20 protein-coding genes are annotated in these 20,071 nt (G+C 72.0%); 13 read left to right on the top strand and 7 right to left on the bottom strand.

Annotation, left to right across the window (positions count from 1 at the left end; all coding sequences use genetic code 11):
- Positions 1–83: 83 nt before the first annotated feature.
- From AB0C96_RS38165 to AB0C96_RS38145, 5 genes are all read left to right on the top strand, one after another.
- The gene (locus AB0C96_RS38165) at positions 84–575 is read left to right on the top strand and encodes an SRPBCC family protein (protein ID WP_362924266.1); all 492 of its coding nucleotides are present in this window, start codon (positions 84–86) and stop codon (positions 573–575) included.
- A 2-nt stretch (positions 576–577) separates the two neighbouring features.
- Positions 578–1,798, top strand: coding sequence for an ArsA-related P-loop ATPase (locus tag AB0C96_RS38160; RefSeq protein WP_362924264.1), 1,221 nt, complete (start codon positions 578–580; stop codon positions 1,796–1,798).
- A 124-nt stretch (positions 1,799–1,922) separates the two neighbouring features.
- Positions 1,923–2,399: a DUF5304 domain-containing protein gene (locus AB0C96_RS38155; protein ID WP_362924262.1), complete on the top strand. Its 477-nt coding sequence runs from the start codon at positions 1,923–1,925 to the stop codon at positions 2,397–2,399.
- Positions 2,400–2,455: 56 nt separating this feature from the next.
- Entirely contained in the window at positions 2,456–3,397 is a 942-nt protein-coding gene (locus AB0C96_RS38150) for an ROK family glucokinase (protein ID WP_362924260.1), read from the top strand.
- Between the two features lie 5 nt (positions 3,398–3,402).
- Positions 3,403–4,167 carry an endonuclease/exonuclease/phosphatase family protein gene (locus AB0C96_RS38145; protein ID WP_362924258.1) on the top strand — a complete coding sequence of 255 codons (765 nt, stop codon included), beginning with the start codon at positions 3,403–3,405 and terminating at the stop codon, positions 4,165–4,167.
- Between the two features lie 28 nt (positions 4,168–4,195).
- Here the strand turns inward: AB0C96_RS38145 and AB0C96_RS38140 are convergent, their stop codons facing one another.
- A complete protein-coding gene (locus AB0C96_RS38140) occupies positions 4,196–4,747 on the bottom strand; it encodes a hypothetical protein (RefSeq protein ID WP_362924257.1) in 552 nt (183 codons plus the stop codon).
- On the bottom strand, positions 4,734–5,537 hold the full coding sequence (locus AB0C96_RS38135) for an alpha/beta fold hydrolase (protein WP_362924255.1): 804 nt from the start codon (positions 5,535–5,537) through the stop codon (positions 4,734–4,736). The genes AB0C96_RS38140 and AB0C96_RS38135 overlap by 14 nt, the downstream gene beginning before the upstream one ends.
- Positions 5,538–5,760: 223 nt before the next feature.
- Between AB0C96_RS38135 and AB0C96_RS38130 the strand changes: the two genes are divergently transcribed.
- The 5 genes from AB0C96_RS38130 (at position 5,761) to AB0C96_RS38110 (ending at position 10,913) form a co-directional block, all read left to right on the top strand.
- On the top strand, positions 5,761–6,495 hold the full coding sequence (locus tag AB0C96_RS38130) for a lysophospholipid acyltransferase family protein (protein ID WP_362924253.1): 735 nt from the start codon (positions 5,761–5,763) through the stop codon (positions 6,493–6,495).
- Between the two features lie 147 nt (positions 6,496–6,642).
- Positions 6,643–7,884, top strand: coding sequence for a DUF5931 domain-containing protein (locus AB0C96_RS38125; RefSeq protein WP_362924306.1), 1,242 nt, complete (start codon positions 6,643–6,645; stop codon positions 7,882–7,884).
- Complete coding sequence (locus AB0C96_RS38120; protein WP_362924252.1) at positions 7,881–8,552, top strand: response regulator transcription factor; 672 nt, start codon at positions 7,881–7,883, stop codon at positions 8,550–8,552. Before AB0C96_RS38125 ends, AB0C96_RS38120 begins: the two co-directional genes overlap by 4 nt.
- Before the next feature lie 201 nt (positions 8,553–8,753).
- On the top strand, positions 8,754–9,782 hold the full coding sequence (locus AB0C96_RS38115) for a 6-phosphofructokinase (protein ID WP_362924250.1): 1,029 nt from the start codon (positions 8,754–8,756) through the stop codon (positions 9,780–9,782).
- A 114-nt stretch (positions 9,783–9,896) separates the two neighbouring features.
- The gene (locus AB0C96_RS38110) at positions 9,897–10,913 is read left to right on the top strand and encodes a 2-hydroxyacid dehydrogenase (RefSeq protein WP_362924249.1); all 1,017 of its coding nucleotides are present in this window, start codon (positions 9,897–9,899) and stop codon (positions 10,911–10,913) included.
- On the opposite strand, the gene AB0C96_RS38105 is transcribed toward AB0C96_RS38110, so the two are convergent.
- Complete coding sequence (locus AB0C96_RS38105; protein ID WP_362924247.1) at positions 10,879–12,876, bottom strand: anthranilate synthase family protein; 1,998 nt, start codon at positions 12,874–12,876, stop codon at positions 10,879–10,881. The genes AB0C96_RS38110 and AB0C96_RS38105 overlap by 35 nt on opposite strands.
- Positions 12,877–13,212: 336 nt before the next feature.
- Here AB0C96_RS38105 and AB0C96_RS38100 point away from each other — a divergent pair, with 336 nt between their 5' ends.
- Both AB0C96_RS38100 and AB0C96_RS38095 read left to right on the top strand, forming a co-directional pair.
- Positions 13,213–14,556: a class II 3-deoxy-7-phosphoheptulonate synthase gene (locus AB0C96_RS38100; protein ID WP_362924304.1), complete on the top strand. Its 1,344-nt coding sequence runs from the start codon at positions 13,213–13,215 to the stop codon at positions 14,554–14,556.
- Positions 14,557–14,732: 176 nt separating this feature from the next.
- Entirely contained in the window at positions 14,733–15,020 is a 288-nt protein-coding gene (locus tag AB0C96_RS38095) for a (2Fe-2S)-binding protein (protein WP_362924245.1), read from the top strand.
- A 43-nt stretch (positions 15,021–15,063) separates the two neighbouring features.
- Here the strand turns inward: AB0C96_RS38095 and bfr are convergent, their stop codons facing one another.
- Positions 15,064–15,540 (bottom strand): bacterioferritin, encoded by a 477-nt coding sequence (bfr, locus tag AB0C96_RS38090; RefSeq protein ID WP_362924243.1) that lies wholly within the window; start codon positions 15,538–15,540, stop codon positions 15,064–15,066.
- 155 nt (positions 15,541–15,695) lie between these two features.
- Here bfr and AB0C96_RS38085 point away from each other — a divergent pair, with 155 nt between their 5' ends.
- Complete coding sequence (locus AB0C96_RS38085; protein ID WP_362924242.1) at positions 15,696–16,319, top strand: sulfite oxidase-like oxidoreductase; 624 nt, start codon at positions 15,696–15,698, stop codon at positions 16,317–16,319.
- 60 nt (positions 16,320–16,379) lie between these two features.
- Here AB0C96_RS38085 and AB0C96_RS38080 read toward each other — a convergent pair whose 3' ends face one another.
- The 3 genes from AB0C96_RS38080 to pknB form a co-directional block, all read right to left on the bottom strand.
- Positions 16,380–16,898, bottom strand: a complete 519-nt coding sequence (locus AB0C96_RS38080) for a DUF4396 domain-containing protein (protein WP_362924240.1) — start codon at positions 16,896–16,898, stop codon at positions 16,380–16,382.
- A gap of 91 nt (positions 16,899–16,989) precedes the next feature.
- A complete protein-coding gene (locus tag AB0C96_RS38075; RefSeq protein ID WP_362924238.1) occupies positions 16,990–17,889 on the bottom strand; it encodes a deoxyribonuclease IV in 900 nt (299 codons plus the stop codon).
- Between the two features lie 55 nt (positions 17,890–17,944).
- Positions 17,945–19,915, bottom strand: a complete 1,971-nt coding sequence (gene pknB, locus AB0C96_RS38070; protein ID WP_362924236.1) for a Stk1 family PASTA domain-containing Ser/Thr kinase — start codon at positions 19,913–19,915, stop codon at positions 17,945–17,947.
- Positions 19,916–20,071: the final 156 nt, after the last annotated feature.

Below are 20,071 nucleotides of genomic sequence, written 5' to 3'. Positions count from 1 at the left end.
CGAAGGTCGAGAGCGGGGGAGGAGCTGAGGGCTTGGGGAAGCGTCGGCGGACCGGCACGAATCGGCATGGAGGAGTCACGGCGATGGCCGAACACACCAGCTCTAGCATCACGATCGAGGCGGCACCCGCCGAAGTGATGGGAGTGATCGCCGACTTTGACCGCTACCCGGAGTGGACCGGAGAGGTCAAGGAGGCCGAGGTGCTCGACGAGGACGACCAGGGCCGCGCGGCACAGGTGCGGCTGCTGCTGGACGCCGGCGCGATCAAGGACGACCACACCCTCGCCTACACCTGGACCGGCAGCAACGAGGTCAGCTGGTCGCTGGTCAAGTCCCAGATGCTGCGCGCCCTCGACGGCTCCTACCGCCTCGCGTCGCTGGACGACGGCGCCCGCACCGAGGTGACCTACCAGCTCACCGTCGACGTCAAGATCCCGATGCTCGGCATGATCAAGCGCAAGGCCGAGAAGGTCATCATCGACCGCGCGCTGGCCGGGCTGAAGAAGCGCGTCGAGAGCGGCCCCGCCGGCCCCGCCGACGCGGCCGGGCCCAGCGACGAGGCCAAGAAGCTCTGAGCGTGCGCATCGTCCTCGTCACCGGCCCCGGCGGCGCCGGCCGCACCACGCTCGCCGCCGCGACCGCCCTGGCCGCCGCCCGCAAGGGCGCCCGGGCGCTGCTGCTCACCACCGAGAGCAGTGCGCCGGAAACGGTGCTGGGCACCCCTCTCGGCGCCGACGCCGCCACCCCGGTGGCGCCCGGCCTGTACGCCCGGCGCATCGACCCCGGTGACCGCTTCCGGCAGGAGTTCCTCGCCTTCCAGGAGCGCGCCGGCGCAGCCCTCGACCTGCTCGGCGCCGCCCCCCTCGACGAGGACGAACTGACCGAGCTCCCCGGGGCCGAGGACTTCGCGCTGCTCCAGGCGCTGCGCGCCGAACACGCCTCGGGCGACTGGGACCTCGTCCTCGTCGACATGCCCGCGGCCGCCGAAACGATCCGGCTGCTCGCCCTGCCGAACCAGGTCCGCCGCTACCTGCGCCGCCTGCTGCCGCCCGAGCGCCAGGCGGCCCGCGCGCTGCGCCCGGTGCTCGCCCAGCTCGCCGGCGTGCCCATGCCGGCCCAGAAGCTGTACGAGGCCGCCGAGCGCTGGGAGACCGAACTCGCCGCCGTCCAGCGGGCGATCGACGACCCGGGCACCTCCGTCCGCCTGGTCACCGAGGCCGGCCCGGTCGCCCTCGCCAACCTGCGCAGCATCCGCGCCGGACTCGCCCTGCACGGCCGTCGCACCGACGGCGTGGTCGTCAACCGACTGCTGCCCACCGGCTCCGCCGACCCCTTCCTCGCCGCGCTGTCCGGCAGCCAGCAGACCGCCCTCAAGGCGCTGCGCGAGGAGTTCCCCGACGTCCCCGTCCACGAGGTGCCCCACCTGGGGCGCGATCCGCAGGGCGTCGAGGAGCTCGACGAGTTGATCGACGGGCCGACCGGCGACATCGGTGCCATCGCGCCCGGGCAGGGGCGCCGGCCCGACCCGTGGACGATCGAGGACCGGCTGGCCACCGACGGGATCCTGGTCTGGCGGGTGCCGCTGCCGGGCGCCGAGCGCCGCGGCCTCGGACTGGTCCGCCGCGGCGACGAGGTCGTGGTGACCGTCGGCCGCTTCCGCCGTATCCGTACGCTCCCCTCCGCGCTGCGCCGCTGCACGGTCTCCGGCGCCGGACTGCGCGACGGCGTACTGGAGATCCGCTTCACCCCGGACCCGGACCTGTGGCCCAAGAGCGACGCCGGGGACGCAAGGAACTGAACGGCGTACCACCGTTCGGGTACCGTCGGGGGTGGGCCGGGAGGCCCGCCCCCGACGGGTCCGGCCCGCCCGTCCCGCACCCCTTCGCCGTACCGCCTCGCCGCAGGAGTCCACGGAGTTCATCATGAGCGATGCCACCGAGCGCCCCGCCGACCAGAAGGTCGAGCCCGATTCCGACGCGTGGGAGACCGCCTGCGCCGAGGACCTGGCCGCCGAGAAGGCCCGGCGCCGGGCCGAGTACGGTCCGCAGCCGGGCAGCGCCGCCGAGGAACTGCGCAAGCTCGCCGACGCGGTCACCGACAAGCTCGCCGGTATCCAGCTGCCTGGTGCGCTCGGCGGGGTGGCCGCGCAGAGCGCCGTCAACCAGCTGTTCAAGCAGGCCAAGGCGGTCGTCGAGCCGGTCATCGAGCGCAACCCCGACATCTTCGACCACCTCGCCGCGGCCGGCTCCGAACTGCTCGCCGCCTACCGCTCCGCCGTCGAGGGCAGCGAGCGCCGCTGGACCCGCGACGACCTCGACGACCGACCCGGTGGCCAGCGCGGCGACGATCCGCGGGACGACGACGGTCCCACCGGTACCGAGCGAATCGATCTCGACTGACCCCGCCTCCGGTACGGTGGGTCCCGGCGGGGTACGAGCGAAAAACTGAGGGACACATGGGACTCACCATCGGCGTCGACATCGGCGGCACGAAGATCGCGGCCGGCGTGGTCGACGAAGAGGGTTCGATCCTTGAGACGTGCAAGGTACCGACCCCGCAGGCCACCGATGCGCTGACCGAGGCCATCGCGGGGGCGATCCGTACCGTCGGTGCCGGCCACCACATCGAGGCCGTCGGCATCGGTGCCGCCGGATACGTCGACGAGAAGCGGGCCACGGTCCTGTTCGCACCGAACATCGACTGGCGCCACGAGCCGCTCAAGGACAAGGTCGAACAGCGCGTCGGCCTCCCCGTCGTGGTCGAGAACGACGCCAACGCGGCGGCCTGGGGCGAGTACCGCTTCGGCGCCGGCCAGGGCCACAGCGACGTCATCTGCATCACCCTCGGCACCGGCCTGGGCGGCGGCATCATCATCGGCAACAAGCTGCGCCGCGGCCGCTTCGGCGTCGCCGCCGAGTTCGGCCACATCCGGGTGGTGCCCGACGGTCTGCTGTGCGGCTGTGGGAGCCAGGGCTGCTGGGAGCAGTACGCCTCCGGTCGGGCCCTGCTGCGGTACGCCCGCCAGCGCGCCTTCGCCACCCCCGAGAACGCCCAGATCCTGCTGTCGCTCGGCGACGGCACCTCCGAGGGCATCGAGGGCCCGCACATCAGCCAGGCCGCCCGCCAGGGCGACCCGGTCGCCATCGACTCCTTCCGCGAGCTGGCCCGCTGGGCCGGCGCCGGCCTGGCCGACCTCGCCTCGCTCTTCGACCCGTCGGCCTTCATCGTCGGCGGCGGGGTCTCGGACGAGGGCGAGCTGGTCCTCGAACCGATCCGCAAGTCCTTCCGCCGCTGGCTGGTCGGCAACCAGTACCGGCCCCACGCCCAGGTGCTCGCCGCCCAGCTCGGCGGCAAGGCCGGACTGGTCGGCGCCGCCGACCTGGCGCGTCAGGGCTGACCGGGATGGTGGCTGGGCACACCGGACTCCCCGCGTCCGGCACCGAGGAGGGCTCCGCGGTCGTCCGTGTGCTCAGCTACAACATCCGCTCGATGCGCGACGACCGGGCGGCGCTGGCCAGGGTAATCCGGGCCTGCGCCCCCGATCTCGTACTGATCCAGGAGGCGCCGCGGTTCTTCCGCTGGCGCAAGGCCGCCGAGCGGCTGGCCCGCGCCGCGGGACTGGTGCACGTCACCGGCGGGGCGACGACCGCCGGCCCGATGATCCTCTCCACGCTCCGCGCCCATGTGGAGCGCACCGAGGACGTCCTGCTGCCCCGCACCCCCGGGCTGCACCGGCGCGGCTTCGCCACCGCCGTGGTCCGTCTCGGCCGCGCCCGGCTCGGCGTCCTCAGCTGCCACCTCAGCCTCGCCGACCGGGAGCGCTATGAGCAGGCCGGGCTGTTGCTGGAGCGGGTGGCCGCACTGGGGGCGCGGTACGCGGTGGCCGGGGGAGACCTCAACGACCGGCCGGAGGGGCGGAGTTTTAGTCGGGTGGCGGGCACCCTGACCGACGGCTGGGCCGCCAAGCCCTGGGGCGGGGAGTTCACCTCCACCCCCCACGATCCGGTGCAGCGGATCGACGCCGTCTTCACCACGGAGGGCGTCGAGGTGCTGGGGTGCGGGGTGCCGCACGGACTGCCCGGTGTGCGGGAGGCGGATCTGCTCGCCGCCTCGGACCACCTGCCGGTGCTGGCGGCCCTGCGGGTGCCGACCGACGACACCCCCTAGCCCGCCTGGCCCGCCCGCAGCTGTCCGTTCAGACCACCGCCCCGCCGCCCGGCAGATGGTCGTCGTCCTCGTCGTCGTTCTTCATCCGGGCCACCAGGGTGGCGAAGCCGCCCAGGAAGCCGCCGATGCCCAGGACGGTGATCCACCAGGTCACCGGCTGCTGGAAGAGCACCATGGCCACCAGGAGCAGCGGGCCGCCCAGCACCGCGATCCAGGCGAACTTGGTGGTGACGTCGGCCTGGGGCAGCGGGGGCGGTTCCGGCGGGGTGAAGTGGCCGTCGTCGGTCTCGTCGAAGTCGTCGTCGGACGGTTCGGCCGCGCTCCAGTCGCGCGGGCCGACGCCCGGCGCGTAGACCACGAAACTGCCGGGTGCCGGGGCGTCGCCCGGGCCGGTGCCCTTGCCCGTTCCCTCGTCCGTGGCGTTCTTCCCGGACGCCGTGCCGGTGCCGCCGTCGCCGTCATCGCTGCCGGCGTCCTCCCCCGGGAACGAGGGCTGCTCGCCGTAGCCCGCGACGATCTCGGCCCAGGCGGCCTCCTCGTCCAGCGGGTCCCGGGGGTCGCGGGGGCTACGCTCCGCCACTGGCCGTTCCCTCCGTGGCGGCTTCCGTGGCGTCCGCCCGGACCTCCGGGGCGAGCCGGGTCAGGAAGGCGAAGGTCTCCTGGAAGATCTGCTCCGCGTCGTGGTCCAGCGTCGCGACGTGGTAGCTGCGCTCCAGGAGGATGTGCCGGACGTCCGTCGAGGAGACCCGGCTCAGGATCCGCTCGGAGTCGCCCGGCGGTACCACGTGGTCCTGCCGGCTGGTCATCACCAGCAACGGCTGGGTGACGCCGGGCAGTTCGGAGTCGACCTGCTGGAAGAAGCGGCGCAGCGAGTGCGCCGCGTGCAGCGGCACCCGGTCGTAGCCGACCTCCTCGGCGCCGGGCTTGGCGATGTCGCTCGCGATGCCCTTGGTCGTCCGCACCAGATGGCGGGCCACCGGCAGCGCCTTGGCCGCCAGGCCGTGCACCTTGTTGCCCGGGTTGACGAGCGCCACGCCGCTGATGGCGGCACCGTGCTTGGCGGCCAGCCGCAGCGCCAGCGCGCCGCCCATCGACAGGCCGCAGACGAAGACCTTGCTGCAACGCTCGGTCAGCGCGCGCAGCTCGCGGTCGACCTCGGCGTACCAGTCCTGCCAGGTCGTGATCTGAAGGTCCTGCCAGCGGGTGGCGTGGCCGGGCAGCAGCGGCAGGGAGACCGTGAGCCCGCGATCGGCCAGGTAAGCGGCCCAGGGGTGGACCGACTGCGGGGAGCCGGTGAAGCCGTGGCACACGAGGACGCCGACCTCTCCGCCGTCACGGCGGAACGGCTCGGCTCCGGGAAGGAGCGGCACCGGGGGACTCCGTTCGATAAGGGGACCTGGCGAGTTACCTCAGGGTACGCAAAGTGACGGCGAGCGGGTAGGTCCGGCGCCCGCGGGCCGGGTGAGGGTCTCCCGCGCGGGCGTGCACCGGCCGCCGGGCTCCCGTTGTGCCCCTGTGGGGGCGAGGGTGTCACCGGGGCAGGTTAAGGTCTTTGCGTCAGACACAGGAGGCAGTCGGTTGATCTACGGCGCAATGAAGTTTTCCATCGGTGGGCCGCTGAAGCTTGCCTTCCGGCCCTGGGTGGAAGGCCTCGAAAACATCCCCGCCGAGGGTCCGGCGATCCTCGCGAGCAACCACCTGTCCTTCTCGGACTCCTTCTTCCTCCCCGCGGTGCTGGACCGCAAGGTCACCTTCATCGCCAAGGCCGAGTACTTCACCTCCCCGGGCGTGAAGGGCAAGCTGACCGCCGCGTTCTTCAAGGGCGTGGGCCAGCTCCCGGTCGACCGTTCGGGCGCGCGGGGCGCGGGCGAGGCGGCGATCAGGAGCGGCATCGAGGTGCTGGAGCGCGGTGAGCTGTTCGGCATCTACCCGGAGGGCACCCGCTCCCCGGACGGCCGGCTCTACCGCGGAAAGCCGGGCGGCCTGGCCCGGGTGGCGCTGGCCACCGGTGCGCCGGTCATCCCCGTCGCGATGATCGACACCGAGAAGGTGCAGCCTCCCGGCAAGATCGTGCCGAAGATGATCCGGCCGGGCATCCGGATCGGCAAGCCGCTCGACTTCACCCGCTACCAAGGCATGGAGGGCGACCGCTTCATCCTGCGGTCGGTCACCGACGAGGTGATGTACGAGATCATGAAGCTGTCCGGCCAGGAGTACGTCGACATCTACGCGACCGCAGCCAAGCGGCAGATCGCGGAGGCGGCGAAGGCCGCGGAGGCGGCGAAGAAGGCCGAGGCGGAGCAGGTCAAGAAGGCCGCCGGTAAGTAGGCGGCGGACGGGGCAGTGCCGAGGTCGGGCGTGGGCGCGTCCGGCGAGGGGTGGGGGCCGGCGATGACGGACACGCACATAGGGACGGCGAGCAGCGGCACCATGGCCGCCAGGCGCCACGGCAAGCGCCCCCCGAAGGTGTTGCGGATGTCCGTCGAGCTCCCGCTGTGGCGGGCGCTGACCGGCTACCGGATCCTCACCCTCGTCTACACGCTGTGCGTGGTCGCGCTCTCGTACCGCCAGTACGAGCACCCGTTGGTCGCGGTCGGGTTCATGGGCGCGCTCACCGTCTGGATGGCGCTGACCTGGCGCCGCACCACCTCCCCGGAGCGCTGCACCCGGCACTTCCTGATCGTCGACCTCAGCTTCGCGGTGGGCGGCATCCTGCTGACCCTGGTGGCCGACAGCCACGCCCGCATCATGGCCGGCTCGCCGACGCTGCCCTCCATCTGGACGGCCGGCGCCGTCCTGGGCTTCGCGATCAAGGGCGGCTGGCGCTGGGCGGCGGTGGCCTCCGCGGCGGTGGCGCTGGCCAACATCGTCGAGCGCCAGCAGCTGGCCCGCGACACCATCCGCAACGTGCTGCTGGTGTGGGTGGCCAGCGTCGCCATCGGCTACGTCGTCGAGGTGGCGCGGGCCAGTGAGCGCACGCTCGCCCGCGCGCTACAGATCGAGGCCGCCACCCGCGAGCGCGAGCGGCTGGCCCGCGACATCCACGACAGCGTGCTCCAGGTCCTGGCGATGGTGCAGCGGCGCGGTGCCGCGATCGGCGGGGAGGCGGCCGAACTGGGCCGGATGGCGGGCGAGCAGGAGGTCGCGCTGCGGACCCTGGTCGCCGGTGGGCTGGTGCGCTCGGCGGGTGCCGGTGCGGCGCCGTATGTGCCGTCGGCTGCCGGGGACGGTGAGGGCGGCGGGGGCGCGAGCGGCCGGCCGCGGCCCGCCGCGCCGCCGTCCGGCGCCGGGCCCTGTGACGTCCGGGCGCTGCTCGCTCCGTTCGCCTGCGCCGGAGTCACCTTCTCCGAGCCGGGCGCCCCGGTCGAGCTGCCGGCCGCCGCCGCGGCGGAGCTCGCGGCCGCTGTCAGTGCCGCGTTGGACAATGTACGGGTGCATGCGGGGGCCCGGGCCCACGCATGGATCCTGGTGGAGGACGAACCGCACGCGGTGATCGTGACGGTCCGCGACGACGGCCCCGGCATTCCCGAGGGCCGGCTCGCGGACGCCGAGCGGGAGGGCCGGCTGGGGGTGGCCCTGTCGATCCGCGGGCGACTGCGGGACCTGGGCGGCAGCGCGGAGTGGGTCTCGATCCCGGGCCAGGGCACGGAAGTGGAGTTGACGGTTCCCAAGGGCGCACGGCCCGCGGGCGGAAGACGGGGGAAGGCTGAGGCGTGAGTGAGCAGACGGGCCTGAAGGTCATGGTGGTCGACGACCACCCGATGTGGCGCGATGCGGTCGCCCGGGATCTGTCGGAGGCCGGGTTCGACGTGGTGGCGACGGCCGGCGACGGTCTCCAGGCGGTGCGCAGGGCGCAGGCCGCTTCGCCCGACGTGCTGGTCCTGGACCTCAATCTGCCGGGGCTGCCCGGCGTCCGGGTGTGCAAGGAGCTGGTCGGCGCCAATCCGGCGCTGCGGGTGCTGGTGCTGTCCGCGAGCGGTGAGCACGCCGACGTCCTGGAAGCGGTCAAGTCCGGTGCCACCGGCTACCTGTTGAAGTCGGCGAGCACGGAGGAACTGCTGGACGCGGTGCGGCGCACGGCCGCCGGGGACGCGGTGTTCACCCCGGGCCTGGCCGGTCTGGTGCTCGGCGAGTACCGCCGGTTGGCGACCGAGCCGGCGCCGGCGGCGGCGGACGAGCCGGGCGCCCCCCAGTTGACGGAGCGGGAGACCGAGGTGCTGCGGCTGGTGGCCAAGGGCCTCTCGTACAAGCAGATCGCCGAGCGCCTGGTCATCTCGCACCGCACGGTGCAGAACCACGTCCAGAACACCCTCGGCAAGCTCCAGTTGCACAACCGCGTGGAGCTGGTGCGCTATGCGATCGAGCGGGGCCTGGACGAGGTGTGAGCGGCCCGGTCACCGGCCGGGGTCAGGCACGGCCCGGCACGGTCCGCTCGTACGGGTGAACGCCCGGCTCCAACTCCCCGGCAAATCACCGGAATCCCCGCTCGCCCCATCCCGGAGTGACCCAGATCACCATTAGCGTGACCGGCGTCGGATCGACCACGGCCGTGCGCGGCCACTGACGGGATGTAGGTGATTGCAGCGATGCGGGTCGGAGTACTGACCGGTGGCGGCGACTGCCCGGGTCTGAACGCGGTGATCAGGGGCATCGTCCGCAAGGGCACCCAGGAGTACGGCTACGACTTCACCGGCTTCCGGGACGGCTGGCGCGGGCCGTTGGAGGGTGACACGGTGCCGCTGGACATCCCGGCGGTGCGCGGCATTCTGCCCCGGGGTGGCACGATCCTGGGCTCCTCGCGGACCAACCCCTTCAAGGAGAACGACGGCGTCCGCCGGATCAAGGAGACGCTCGCCAAGCAGGAGATCGGGGCGCTGATCGCGATCGGCGGCGAGGACACCCTCGGCGTCGCGGCGCGGCTCTCGGACGAGCACGCGATCCCGTGCGTCGGCGTCCCCAAGACCATCGACAACGACCTGTCCGCGACGGACTACACCTTCGGCTTCGACACCGCCGTCGGCGTCGCCACCGAGGCCATCGACCGGCTGCACACCACCGCCGAGTCCCATATGCGGGTCCTGGTCGTCGAGGTGATGGGCCGGCACGCCGGCTGGATCGCGCTGCACTCCGGCCTCGCCGGCGGCGCGAACGTCATCCTCATCCCCGAGCAGCGCTTCGACGTCGACCAGGTCTGCCGGTGGATCGAGTCCCGTTTCAAGGTGCGCTACGCCCCGATCGTGGTGGTCGCCGAGGGCGCCATGCCCAAGGACGGTCAGATGGTCCTCAAGGACGACTCCAAGGACTCCTTCGGGCACGTCCGGCTGTCCGGCGTGGGGGAGTGGCTGGCCAAGGAGATCGAGTCGCGCACCGGCAAGGAGGCGCGGACGACCGTGCTCGGGCACACCCAGCGCGGCGGCACGCCCAGCGCCTTCGACCGCTGGCTGGCCACCCGCTTCGGCCTGCACGCGATCGACGCGGTGCACGACGGCGACTTCGGGAAGATGGTCGCGCTGCGCGGCACGGGCATCGTCCGGGTGCCGATCTCGGAGGCCACCGCGCAGCTGAAGACCGTCGACCCGGCGCTCTACGCCGAGGTCGGGGTGTTCTTCGGCTGATCCGCGCCGGCACTCCCTCCAGCGGCGCTGCCCGACGATGGGCCGTATATTCGCCATACGCGACATATCCGGCCCATTGCTCATGTGCGGGACGACGTACCGGCGGGAGGGAACGTGGAGATCGTCGCTTTCGGGGTGCAGGCGGACGAGCGGCCGCTCCTGGAGAGCGCCTTCGCCGGCCACCACCAGGTCCGCAGCCTGGACGTCCTCCTCAACCGCGACACCGCCCCCATCGCGCGCGGCTACGAGATCGTCAGCACCAACGTCGACGCCGATCTGAGCGCCGACGTCCTCCAGACCCTCGCGGCCGGCGGGACGAAGATGGTCGCCCAGCGCTCCACGGGCTTCAACAACGTCGACCTGGAGGCCGCGGCCGACCTCGGTATGAGCATCGGCCGGGTCTCCCACTACTCCCCGTACGCGGTCGCCGAATTCGCCTGGGCCCTCGCGCTGGCTGTCGACCGGCGGATCGTCCGGGCGGCCGGCCGCACCCGTAACTTCGACTTCCGGCTGGACGGCCTGATGGGCCGGGACCTGCACGGCCGGACGGCGGGCGTGCTCGGCACCGGCAGGATCGGCGAGGCGTTCACCCGGATCGCCCACGGCTTCGGCATGAACCTGCTCGGCTGGGACATCGCCGAGAACCCGCGCTGCATCGAGCTGGGCATGCGGTACGTCGCCCAGGAGCGTCTGTTCGCCGAGGCCGATCTGATCACCCTGCACGTCCCCCTGGTGGCGGGCACCCGGCACCTCGTCGACGCCGCCGCGCTGGCCGCGATGAAGGACGACGCCATCCTGATCAACTCCAGCCGCGGCGGACTGATCGACACCGCGGCGCTCGTCGACACGCTCAAGTCCGGCCGGCTCACCGGCGTCGGCCTGGACGTCTACGAGGAGGAGGCCGGGCTCTTCCATGTCGACCGGTCCCTGGACGTCGTCGACGACGACACCCTGGCCCGCCTGATGACCTTCGGGAACGTCCTCGTCACCTCCCACCAGGCGTACTTCACCGAGGATGCGGTCGGCCAGATCATCGACGCCACCGTGGCCAACGTCGAGGACTACCTGACCGGCCGCATCAACGAGAACATGCTGGTCACACGAGGACAGCTGCCAGTAGCCGCGCGGTGACCGCGGCACCGTCCAGGGTCAGCACCGACTCGGGGTGGAACTGCACCCCCGCGAAACCCGGCCCGCGCAGCGCATGCACCTCGCCGGTCTCCGCGTCCCGGCTCAACTCGACGTGGTGCATGGCCAGTTCGGCCTCCGTGCGGTCGTCGCAGCGGGCCGTGAAGGTGTTGTAGAATCCCACCGTCTCCGGGTGGCCGAAGAAGTCGATGCGCTCCTGGGCGCCCTGGAAGGGCACCTCCTTGCGGACGATCTCCAACCCCAGCTCGGCGGCGAGGAGTTCATGCCCGAGGCAGACCCCGAGCAGGCCATGCCGGTGGTCGGCGACCAGCTCGGCGGTCAGCGCCCGCAGGAAGCGCATCTTCGGGTCGGCGGCGTCGGACGGATCGCCCGGCCCGGGGCCCAGCACGACCGGGCCCCGGTGCCCGAGGGCGGCCGCCCGCAGCCCCGGCTCGTCGAAGCGCCGCACCGTGACCTCCAGCCCCGAGGTGCGCAGCAGATGCGCCAGCATCGCGGTGAAGGTGTCCTCGGCATCGACGACCAGCGCGTGCCCGGTCAGCTCGGCGGTCGGCGTGCCGGACCGCATCCGCAGCCAGAAGGGCGCCAGATCGGCGCGGCGGGCGTCGAGCGCGGCCCGCACCCGCGGATCGTCGGCCAGTCGCGGCGACCGACCCCCGTCCACCGCGCGTGCCGGCGCCGGGCGCACCCCCAGCGCGGTGAGCACGCCCGCCGCCTTCGCATGCGTCTCGGCGACCTCCCCGTACGGGTCCGAGGCGCGCACCAGCGTGGCACCGACCGGCACCCGCAGCCGCCCTCCCCCGCTCTCGGCTCCGCTCGAGCGGGAGGTGCCCCCATGCGCGATGTCGGCGGTACGGATCAGGATCGGCGAGTCCAGCGTCTGCCCGCCCCGGGCGTCCCGGCCGATCAGCGCCAGCGCGCCCGCGTAGTAGCCGCGCCCCCGCCCGTCCGGGCCCACCGGCTCGTGCCGCTCGATCACCCGGCAGGCGTTCTGCACCGGCGACCCGGTGACCGTCGCCGCGAACATCGTCTCCTTGAGCACCTCGCGGACATCGAGGGTGGAGCGGCCGCGCAGCTCGTACTCGGTGTGCGCGAGGTGCGCCATCTCCTTGAGCCGGGGCCCGATCACCACCCCGCCCTGGTCGCCGACGGTGCACATCATCTTCAGCTCCTCGTCCACCACCATGGACAGCTCCTCCACCTCCTTGCGGTCGTGGAGGAACGCCAGCAGGCCCTCGGCGGTGGGGCCGCCGGCCGGGTAGCGGTACGTCCCGCTGATCGGGTTCATCACGACCGTTCCGCCGGCCATCCGGACGTGCACCTCGGGGCTGGCGCCCACCAGCGTGCGCACCCCGGGCCGGTGCACCACATACGTCCAGTACGCGCCGCGCTCACCGGCCAGCAGCCGCCGGAAGAGGGCCAGCGCATCGGCCGCCGAGAAGTCCTCGACGGTGCCCTCGAAGGTCCGGCGGATGACGAAGTTCGCGCCCTCGCCGGTACCGATCTCGTCCCGCACCACCCGGGCGACGACCTCCGCGTACGCCTCGTCGGCCACGTCGAACGCCCCGTCCGCCACCCGGACGTCATGGGCGGGCAGCGCCGCCAGCACCGCGTCCAGGGGCAGCTCGTGGGTTTCGCGGGGGCGCAGCACCGCCAGCGGGGTGCCGTCGTCGTGGGCTCGGAAGCCGCGCTCGCGGATCTGCCGGAACGGGATCAGCGCGAGCGCGTCGGTCACCGGGCCGTCCGGCACCGTCCGGCCCAGCGGGATGTCCGCCAGCCGCTCGACCTCGGTCACCGGGCCGATCAGCACCTCCACGGTGTCGGCCGCCTCCCGGCCCGGGGTGCGACGGCGCAGCAGGGCGAACGGCGGGCAGGCGGGGTCGAGCAGCCGCCGGACCAGCGCGGCGACCGCTCGATCGGTCCGGGCGTCATGGGGCTCGCGATGCATGGCGGGTTCCCTCCAGGAGAGCCAGTAGGAGCCGCGAAGCGCCGTACGAGGGGGAAGGACCGCCGAAAAGACCGAAGGCCGCCCCTCGGGCGGCCTTCGCGAAATCTGGGATGTGCGCGCGAATCAGTGGGCCGCCGGTTGAGCGGTCCACCACCAGTTCATGTTCATGGCCGGTCGCGTGCACATGCCACGCACCCTACCCGACGGGACGGGACGGGTCGGTCGCGGCCGGGCCGCCGCCCGGGGGCCCACCACGGCGTTCGCGTGGGCCTCGTCTCATACTGCGGTCGGAGTACTGGACGCCCGGCACGACCCCGTAATGTTGGCTTTGTGACCGTGAACGCTGAATCCCACGCCGGTGGCAACACCTGGCGAGACCTGCCCGCGGCGCAGCAGCCTGACTGGCCGGACCAAGAGGCTCTGCGCGATGTGATCGCGGAGCTTGAGTCCTATCCGCCGCTCGTCTTCGCGGGCGAGTGCGACCAGCTGCGCGAGCGCCTGGGAGCCGTCGCCCGTGGTGAGGCGTTCCTGCTCCAGGGCGGCGACTGCGCAGAGGCCTTCGACGCCGTATCCGCCGAACACATCCGCAACAAGCTCAAGACGCTCCTCCAGATGGGTGCCGTCCTGACCTACGCCGGGTCCGTCCCGGTGGTCAAGGTCGGTCGGATCGCGGGCCAGTACAGCAAGCCGCGCTCGAAGCCCACCGAGACCCGTGACGGGGTGACCCTGCCGACCTACCGCGGCGACTCCGTCAACGGTTTCGAGTTCACCGAGGCGGCCCGGATCCCGGACCCGCAGCGGCTGAAGCGGATGTACAACGCCTCCTCGGCGACCCTCAACCTCGTGCGCGCCTTCACCACCGGCGGCTACGCCGACCTGCGCCAGGTGCACGCCTGGAACCAGGACTTCGTGAAGTCCTCGCCGGCGGGGCAGCGCTACGAGGACCTCGCCCGCGAGATCGACCGCGCGATGAACTTCATGAACGCCTGCGGGGTGGACCCGGAGGAGTTCAAGACGGTGGAGTTCTTCTCCTCGCACGAGGCGCTGATCCTGGACTACGAGTCGGCGCTGACCCGCGTGGACTCGCGCACCGGCAACCTCTACGACGTCTCCGGCCACATGGTCTGGATCGGCGAGCGCACCCGTCAGCTGGACGGTGCGCACATCGAGTTCGCCTCGCGCATCCGCAACCCGATCGGTGTGAAGCTCGGCCCGACCACCACGGCCGAGGACGCGCTCACCCTGATCGACCGTCTCGACCCGGAGCGCGAGCCGGGCCGGCTGACCTTCATCACCCGCATGGGGGCGGACAAGGTCCGCGCCAAGCTCCCCGAGCTGGTCGAGAAGGTCACCGCCTCCGGCGCGCAGGTCGCCTGGATCTGCGACCCGATGCACGGCAACACCTTCGAGGCCGCCTCCGGTCACAAGACCCGGCGCTTCGACGACGTGCTGGACGAGGTCAAGGGCTTCTTCGAGGTCCACAAGGGCCTCGGCACCCACCCGGGCGGCATCCACGTCGAGCTGACCGGTGACGATGTCACCGAGTGCGTGGGCGGCGGCGACGAGATCTTCGTCGACGACCTGCACCAGCGCTACGAGACCGCCTGCGACCCGCGGCTCAACCGCAGCCAGTCGCTGGACCTGGCGTTCCTGGTGGCGGAGATGTACCGCGATCAGTGACCGACAGTCGCACGCACGTGGGGCGCGGATCTGTGATCCGCGCCCCACTGCGCTGTTCGGACCCCGCCGGGCGTTGTGGAGCACGCTCCGGGCCAGGTAAGGTAAGGGTTACCTCACTCAAGATCAGATTCTGGTCGACGAGCCCTCACCGAGCCGCCCCGAAGAGGTGACACCGCGTGTACGTCTGCTCTTGCTTCGGGATCACCGAGCAGCAGGTCCGCCAGCACGCGGACGCGGGCGCCTGTACGCCCCGCCAGATCGCCTCCGCCTGCAAGGCCGGCACCGACTGCGGCAACTGCGTGCGCCGCATCCAGGCGCTGCTCGGTCGGGGCAACTGCCCCCGCCGGGAGCTCATCGACGGTGGGGCGTCCGATCCGCTCGCGCCGGAGGACACGACGCCGCCCGGACCGCTGGGCGCGGGGGTGGGCGCAGCGGTGCCCGCGGCGCTCTCGGGGGCCGCGTAGTCCCCAGGGGTGCCCGGTGGGCTCCCGGCATCGCGCCGTCCGCTCAGCTGGGCTGCTCGATGACCTGCGCGATGTAGAGCGCCTCGCCGAGCTTCTCGACCAGCTCCAGCTGGGTGTCGAGGTAGTCGATGTGGTGCTCCTCGTCCGCGAGGATCTCCTCGAAGATGTTCGCCGAGGTGATGTCGCCTTTGTTGCGCATCAGCTCGATACCGCGCTTGAGCCGGTCGATCGCCTCGACCTCGATCTGCCGGTCGGCCTGGAACATCTCGGTGACCGTCTGGCCGATCCGCACGTGGAACAGCCGCTGGTAGTTCGGCAGGCCTTCGAGGAAGAGGATCCGGTCGGTGAGCACCTCCGCGTGCTTCATCTCGTCGAAGGACTCGGCGCGGGTGTACTTCGCGAGCTTCGTCCAGCCGAAGTTCTCCTGCATCTTGGCGTGCAGGAAGTACTGGTTGATCGCGGTCAGCTCGGCGGTCAGCTGCTCGTTGAGGAATTCGATGACCTCGGGGTCGCCCTGCATGGCTGCGGGCTCCTTCCATGCGAGTACTGGGCAGGTGCCGCGCATCCTTGCACCGCCCGGAGCGGGGGTCCAGTAAGTACACGCTTAGTACGAGATGCCCGAATCCCTCCCTCCCTGGTCATCGGCACCCCTTCCGGTCTGACAACATGGAGGGCATGGGTCAGCCGGAACGCCGCGAAGAGGAGCTTCCTCAGCTGCCTCCGGGGCAGCGGCTCCAGCGGGGCTGGCCGGTGACGCACTACGGACCGGTTCCGAAGTTCCGCGCCGAGCGCTGGGAGTTCCGGGTCTTCGGCGCCACCGCGGACGGCGAGAAGCACTGCTGGTCGCACGAGGAATTCACGGCGCTGCCGTACGCCACGGTCGTCGCCGACATGCACTGCGTGACGAAGTTCAGCATGCTCGGGGCCGAATGGGGCGGGGTGCTCACCAAGACCCTCCTCGACCTCGCGCCGCCCGCGCCGGACGTCACCCACGTGATGGTGTGGGCCGAGTACGGCTTCAGTTCGAACCTGCGGCTGGCGGACTTCGCCGCGGAGGAGTGCATCTTCGCCACCCACCGCTCCGGTGAACTGCTCACCGCCGAGCACGGCTTCCCGGTCCGCCTGATCGTTCCGCACCTGTACGCCTGGAAGGGGCCCAAGTGGGTCCGCGGCGTCGAGTACATGCGGGCCGACCGCCGCGGCTTCTGGGAGGAGCGCGGCTACCACAACCTCGGCGACCCGTGGCGCGAGCAGCGCTACTCGTACCAGGAGGAGCCGGGGGAGGGGCCCGAGCTCTAGGGGGACACCGCATGGAGGGAGGCACCCTGAAGGCGTCTCCCTCCAGGCGGTGTCCGGCGCTCAGTGGTGGTAGTGGTGCACCACCGCATGGCCCTTGCCGCGGCCGATCATCCATCTGTTGACCGGTGTGGTCGCCACGAACGCCAGCGCCAGCGACGCGGCCAGCGCGCCCCAGAAGAGGGCGTCCGACAGCTGGGCGTCCATGGCCGCCGGCCACAGCGCGATCACGCCGTTGTCGATCAGCTCCATCACGGCGATGGAGAGCGTGTCCGCAGCGAGTGCGACCCGGAACGCCGTACCGAAGTCGACGCCCGCTGCTAGGACGCCGCGCAGGGTGAGCGCATAGCCGAAGGCGAAGGCCAGCGCGATCGCCAGGACCATCGTCGGGACGTTGTGCCAGCCCAGCGCCGTGCCGATCACCATGCCGAGGACCTCGCCGATGGCGCAGCCGGTCAGGCAGTGCAGGGTGGCCCGGGCGGCCGTCGCCCAGCCGACCGGACCGTGCGGTTGCCGGTGGGCGTGCTCCGGGTGTGCGGCCGCCGGGTGCCGGTGGTGCGTGTCGTGCGCAGCGTGCTCCATGGGATGCCCCCAACGCGAGGTGACGGTTCCTGCTCGATCACAGGAACCGTATACCCCCCGGGGGTATTCCTCAATGGGGAATCCGACGGACTCAGCGTGCGCGCAGCTCCTTGAGACGGGCCACGTCCGCCGCATGGCCTTCCTTGCCGCCCGGCGTCTCCACGACCAGCGGCACCCCGGCCGTCGCCGGGTGGGCGAACAGCTCCGCGAACGCCTCGGCACCGATGTGACCGGCACCGATGTTCTCGTGCCGGTCCTTGTGGGCGCCGACCACGTCCTTGGAGTCATTGGCGTGGATCAGCCTCAGCCGGCCCTCGCCGGTGACCTCCACCAGCTCGTCCAACAGCGCCTTCGTCCCGCCTGGGGCCGCCATGTCGTGCCCGGCCGCGAACGCGTGACAGGTGTCGAGGCAGACGCCCAGCTTCGGGTGCCGGTCCAGGGCGTCGAAGTACGGCCCGAGGTCCTCGACCAGCGAGCACAGCGAGGCGCCCTGCCCCGCCGTCGGCTCCAGCAGCAGCCAGGGGTCGTCGGGGTGCTTCAGCTCGTCGAGCAATGGCCGCATCCGCTCCCTGACCTGCGCCATCGCCACCGACCGCGGCCGCCCGCCGGTGGCCGAACCGGTGTGCACGACCACCCCGAGCGCGCCGATCTCCCGGCCGCGTCGCAGCGAATGGCGCAGCGAGGCCACCGACCGCTCGACCGTCTCCGCGGTGTGCGAGCCGAAGTTGATCAGGTACGGCGCATGGACGTACACCGGCATCCCCTGCGCCGCACAGGCCGCGCGGAACGCCTCGTCCTGCTCGGGATTGCCCGGCAACGTCGCCCAGCCGCGCGGATTGGCCACGAAGACCTGCACGACCTCGTCACCCATCTCGCGGGCGTACGGAATGCCGGTCTTCGCCAGACCGCCGGCCACCGGCACATGGCCACCGACCGGATTACGGGCACGGGCGCGCTGCTCGGCGCCCTGGGGGGAGGGGGATCTGCTCACCCTCCCAGGGTGCCAGGTGCCCCACGGCGGTAGTCAGGGCACCTGGCGACACCCGCTACAGCGCTCCCTTGAGCTTGATGGTGATCGTGCCGCCCTTCGGCGCCTTGTCACCCGGCTCGACGGACTGCGAGTCGACCTCGTCCTGCGGGAAGAGCCACGGCTTGTCCACCTCGACCTTGAAGCCGAGCGCGGTCAGCTCCTTCTTGGCGTCCTCGACGTTCTTGCCGGTGACGTCCGGAACCGTGATCATCTCCGGGCCCTTGGAGAGCATGAGGGTGATCGTGTCGCCCTTGCCGCTCTTCTTGCCCGCCTCAGGGTCCTGCCGGGCGACCGTTCCCTTGTCCTGCGGCGAGAAGACCGGCTGGTCGGCGAACCGCACCTGGAAACCGGCCGCGCGCAGCGTGGACTCGGCGTCCGCCCGCTCGCTGCCGATCACGCTCGGCACGTCGACCGGGGCGCCCCGGCTGACGACCAGCGCCACCGCCGTGTCGGGCCGCCGCTTGCTGCCCGCCTTCGGATCCGTACTGATCACCGAGCCCTTGGCGACCTCGGGGGCGAAGTCACGGCTCACCGTGCCCGGAACCAGACCGAGGTCGCGCAGCTTGCGCTTGGCGTCCGCCAGCGGGGTGCCCGACAGATCCGGGATGGTGACGATCTCCGGGCCGCGGGAGACGGTGATGGTGACCGTGTTGGTACCGCGGATCCGCTGGCCGGTCCCCGGGTCGGTCCTCATCACGTGGCCGCGCGCCACGTTGGAGCTGAAGCCGCGGACGACCTTGACCCCCAGCCCCGCCTCCTTCAGTGTCTTCTCGGCCTTGGCCTGCGACATGTCCAGCACCGCCGGGACGGTGGTGAACTGCCCGGAGCTGATGTACCAGACGCCGGTGCCCACCCCGAGGACCAGCAGCACGGCCGCGATGACGGTGAGCAGCCGGTTCCGCTGGAGCAGCCCCCCGCGGGCGGCCGGGGCCGGCGCCGGTACCGGCCGCAGTCGGGTCGTCCGCTCCGCCGGCGGCACCTCCAGACGGCTGGTGCGGTTCAACTCCGCCTCGTCCGCCGCGGGCAGTTGCAGCTGGACGCCGGCGGGCCGGGGGAGTACGTCCGTACGCTCCTCCGAGCCCCCGGCACCACCCGCCGGCACCTCCTTGGCCTGCGGCGGAACCACGTCCAGCTGCTCGTCCGTCAGCTCGGCACGGGCCTCCCGGGCCCGGGACAGCAGCACCACGGCGTCCTGCGGGCGCTGCTGCGGATCGCGGGCGGTGGCCAGCGCGACCAGCGCGTCCAGCTGCGGCGCGATCCCCGGCGCCAGTTCGGACGGCGGCCGGACGTCCTCGTGCAGATGCTGGTAGAGCACCTGCGCCACCGAGCCGCCGGTATGCGGCTTGCCGCCGGTCAGCATCTCGTAGAGCACCACGCCACAGGCGTAGACGTCGACCCGGGCGTCCGCGGTGCCGTGCTCCAGTTGCTCGGGAGCCAGGTACGAGACGGTCCCCAGGACGGACCCCGTCGAGGCGGTGGTGTTGGTGTCCACCGCGCGCACCAGGCCGAAGTCGGCGACCTTGACCCGGCCGTCGTCGCCGATCAGGACGTTCTCCGGCTTCATGTCCCGGTGCACCAGCCCCGCGCGGTGCGCGGCGCCCAGGGCGGCCAGCATCGGCTCCAGGATGTCCAGCGCGGCCCTCGGCTGTAGGGCGCCCCGCTCGCGCAGTACGTCGCGCAGCGTGCAGCCGGCGACGTACTCCATCGCCAGATAGACGTACGTACCGTCCGTGCCCTGGTCGAAGACGCCCACCACGTTCGGGTGCGACAGCCGCGCGACCGACTTCGCCTCACGGATGAAGCGCTCCACGAACGCCCCGTCCGTGGCGAGGCTCGGGTGCATCACCTTCAGCGCGAGCACGCGGTCGAGACGGGTGTCCACGGCCCGGTAGACCGTGGCCATACCGCCCGCGGCGATGCGCGCCTGCACGCGGTACCGGCCGTCGAGCAGCTGACCTACTAGGGGGTCCTGGAGCGTCGTATCCACGGGAGCGAAGTCTATTCCCCCCACGTTGTTGGCTTTCTCGCCGTGGCGCCTGCGGCGGGCGGTGCCGCTGCGCGGGGCTGTTCGGCTGCGGGTGCGGGCCTGCGGGGCTGGGTGTCCGGACTGCTTCGCTTTACGTCCGGACACCCAGCCCCTCCG

The sequence above is a fragment of the Streptomyces sp. NPDC048506 genome (assembly GCF_040651315.1).
Classification (GTDB): Bacteria; Actinomycetota; Actinomycetes; order Streptomycetales; family Streptomycetaceae; genus Streptomyces.
Note: the sequence above shows the minus strand (reverse complement) of the source record. Positions and strands in the feature narration are given on the sequence as shown.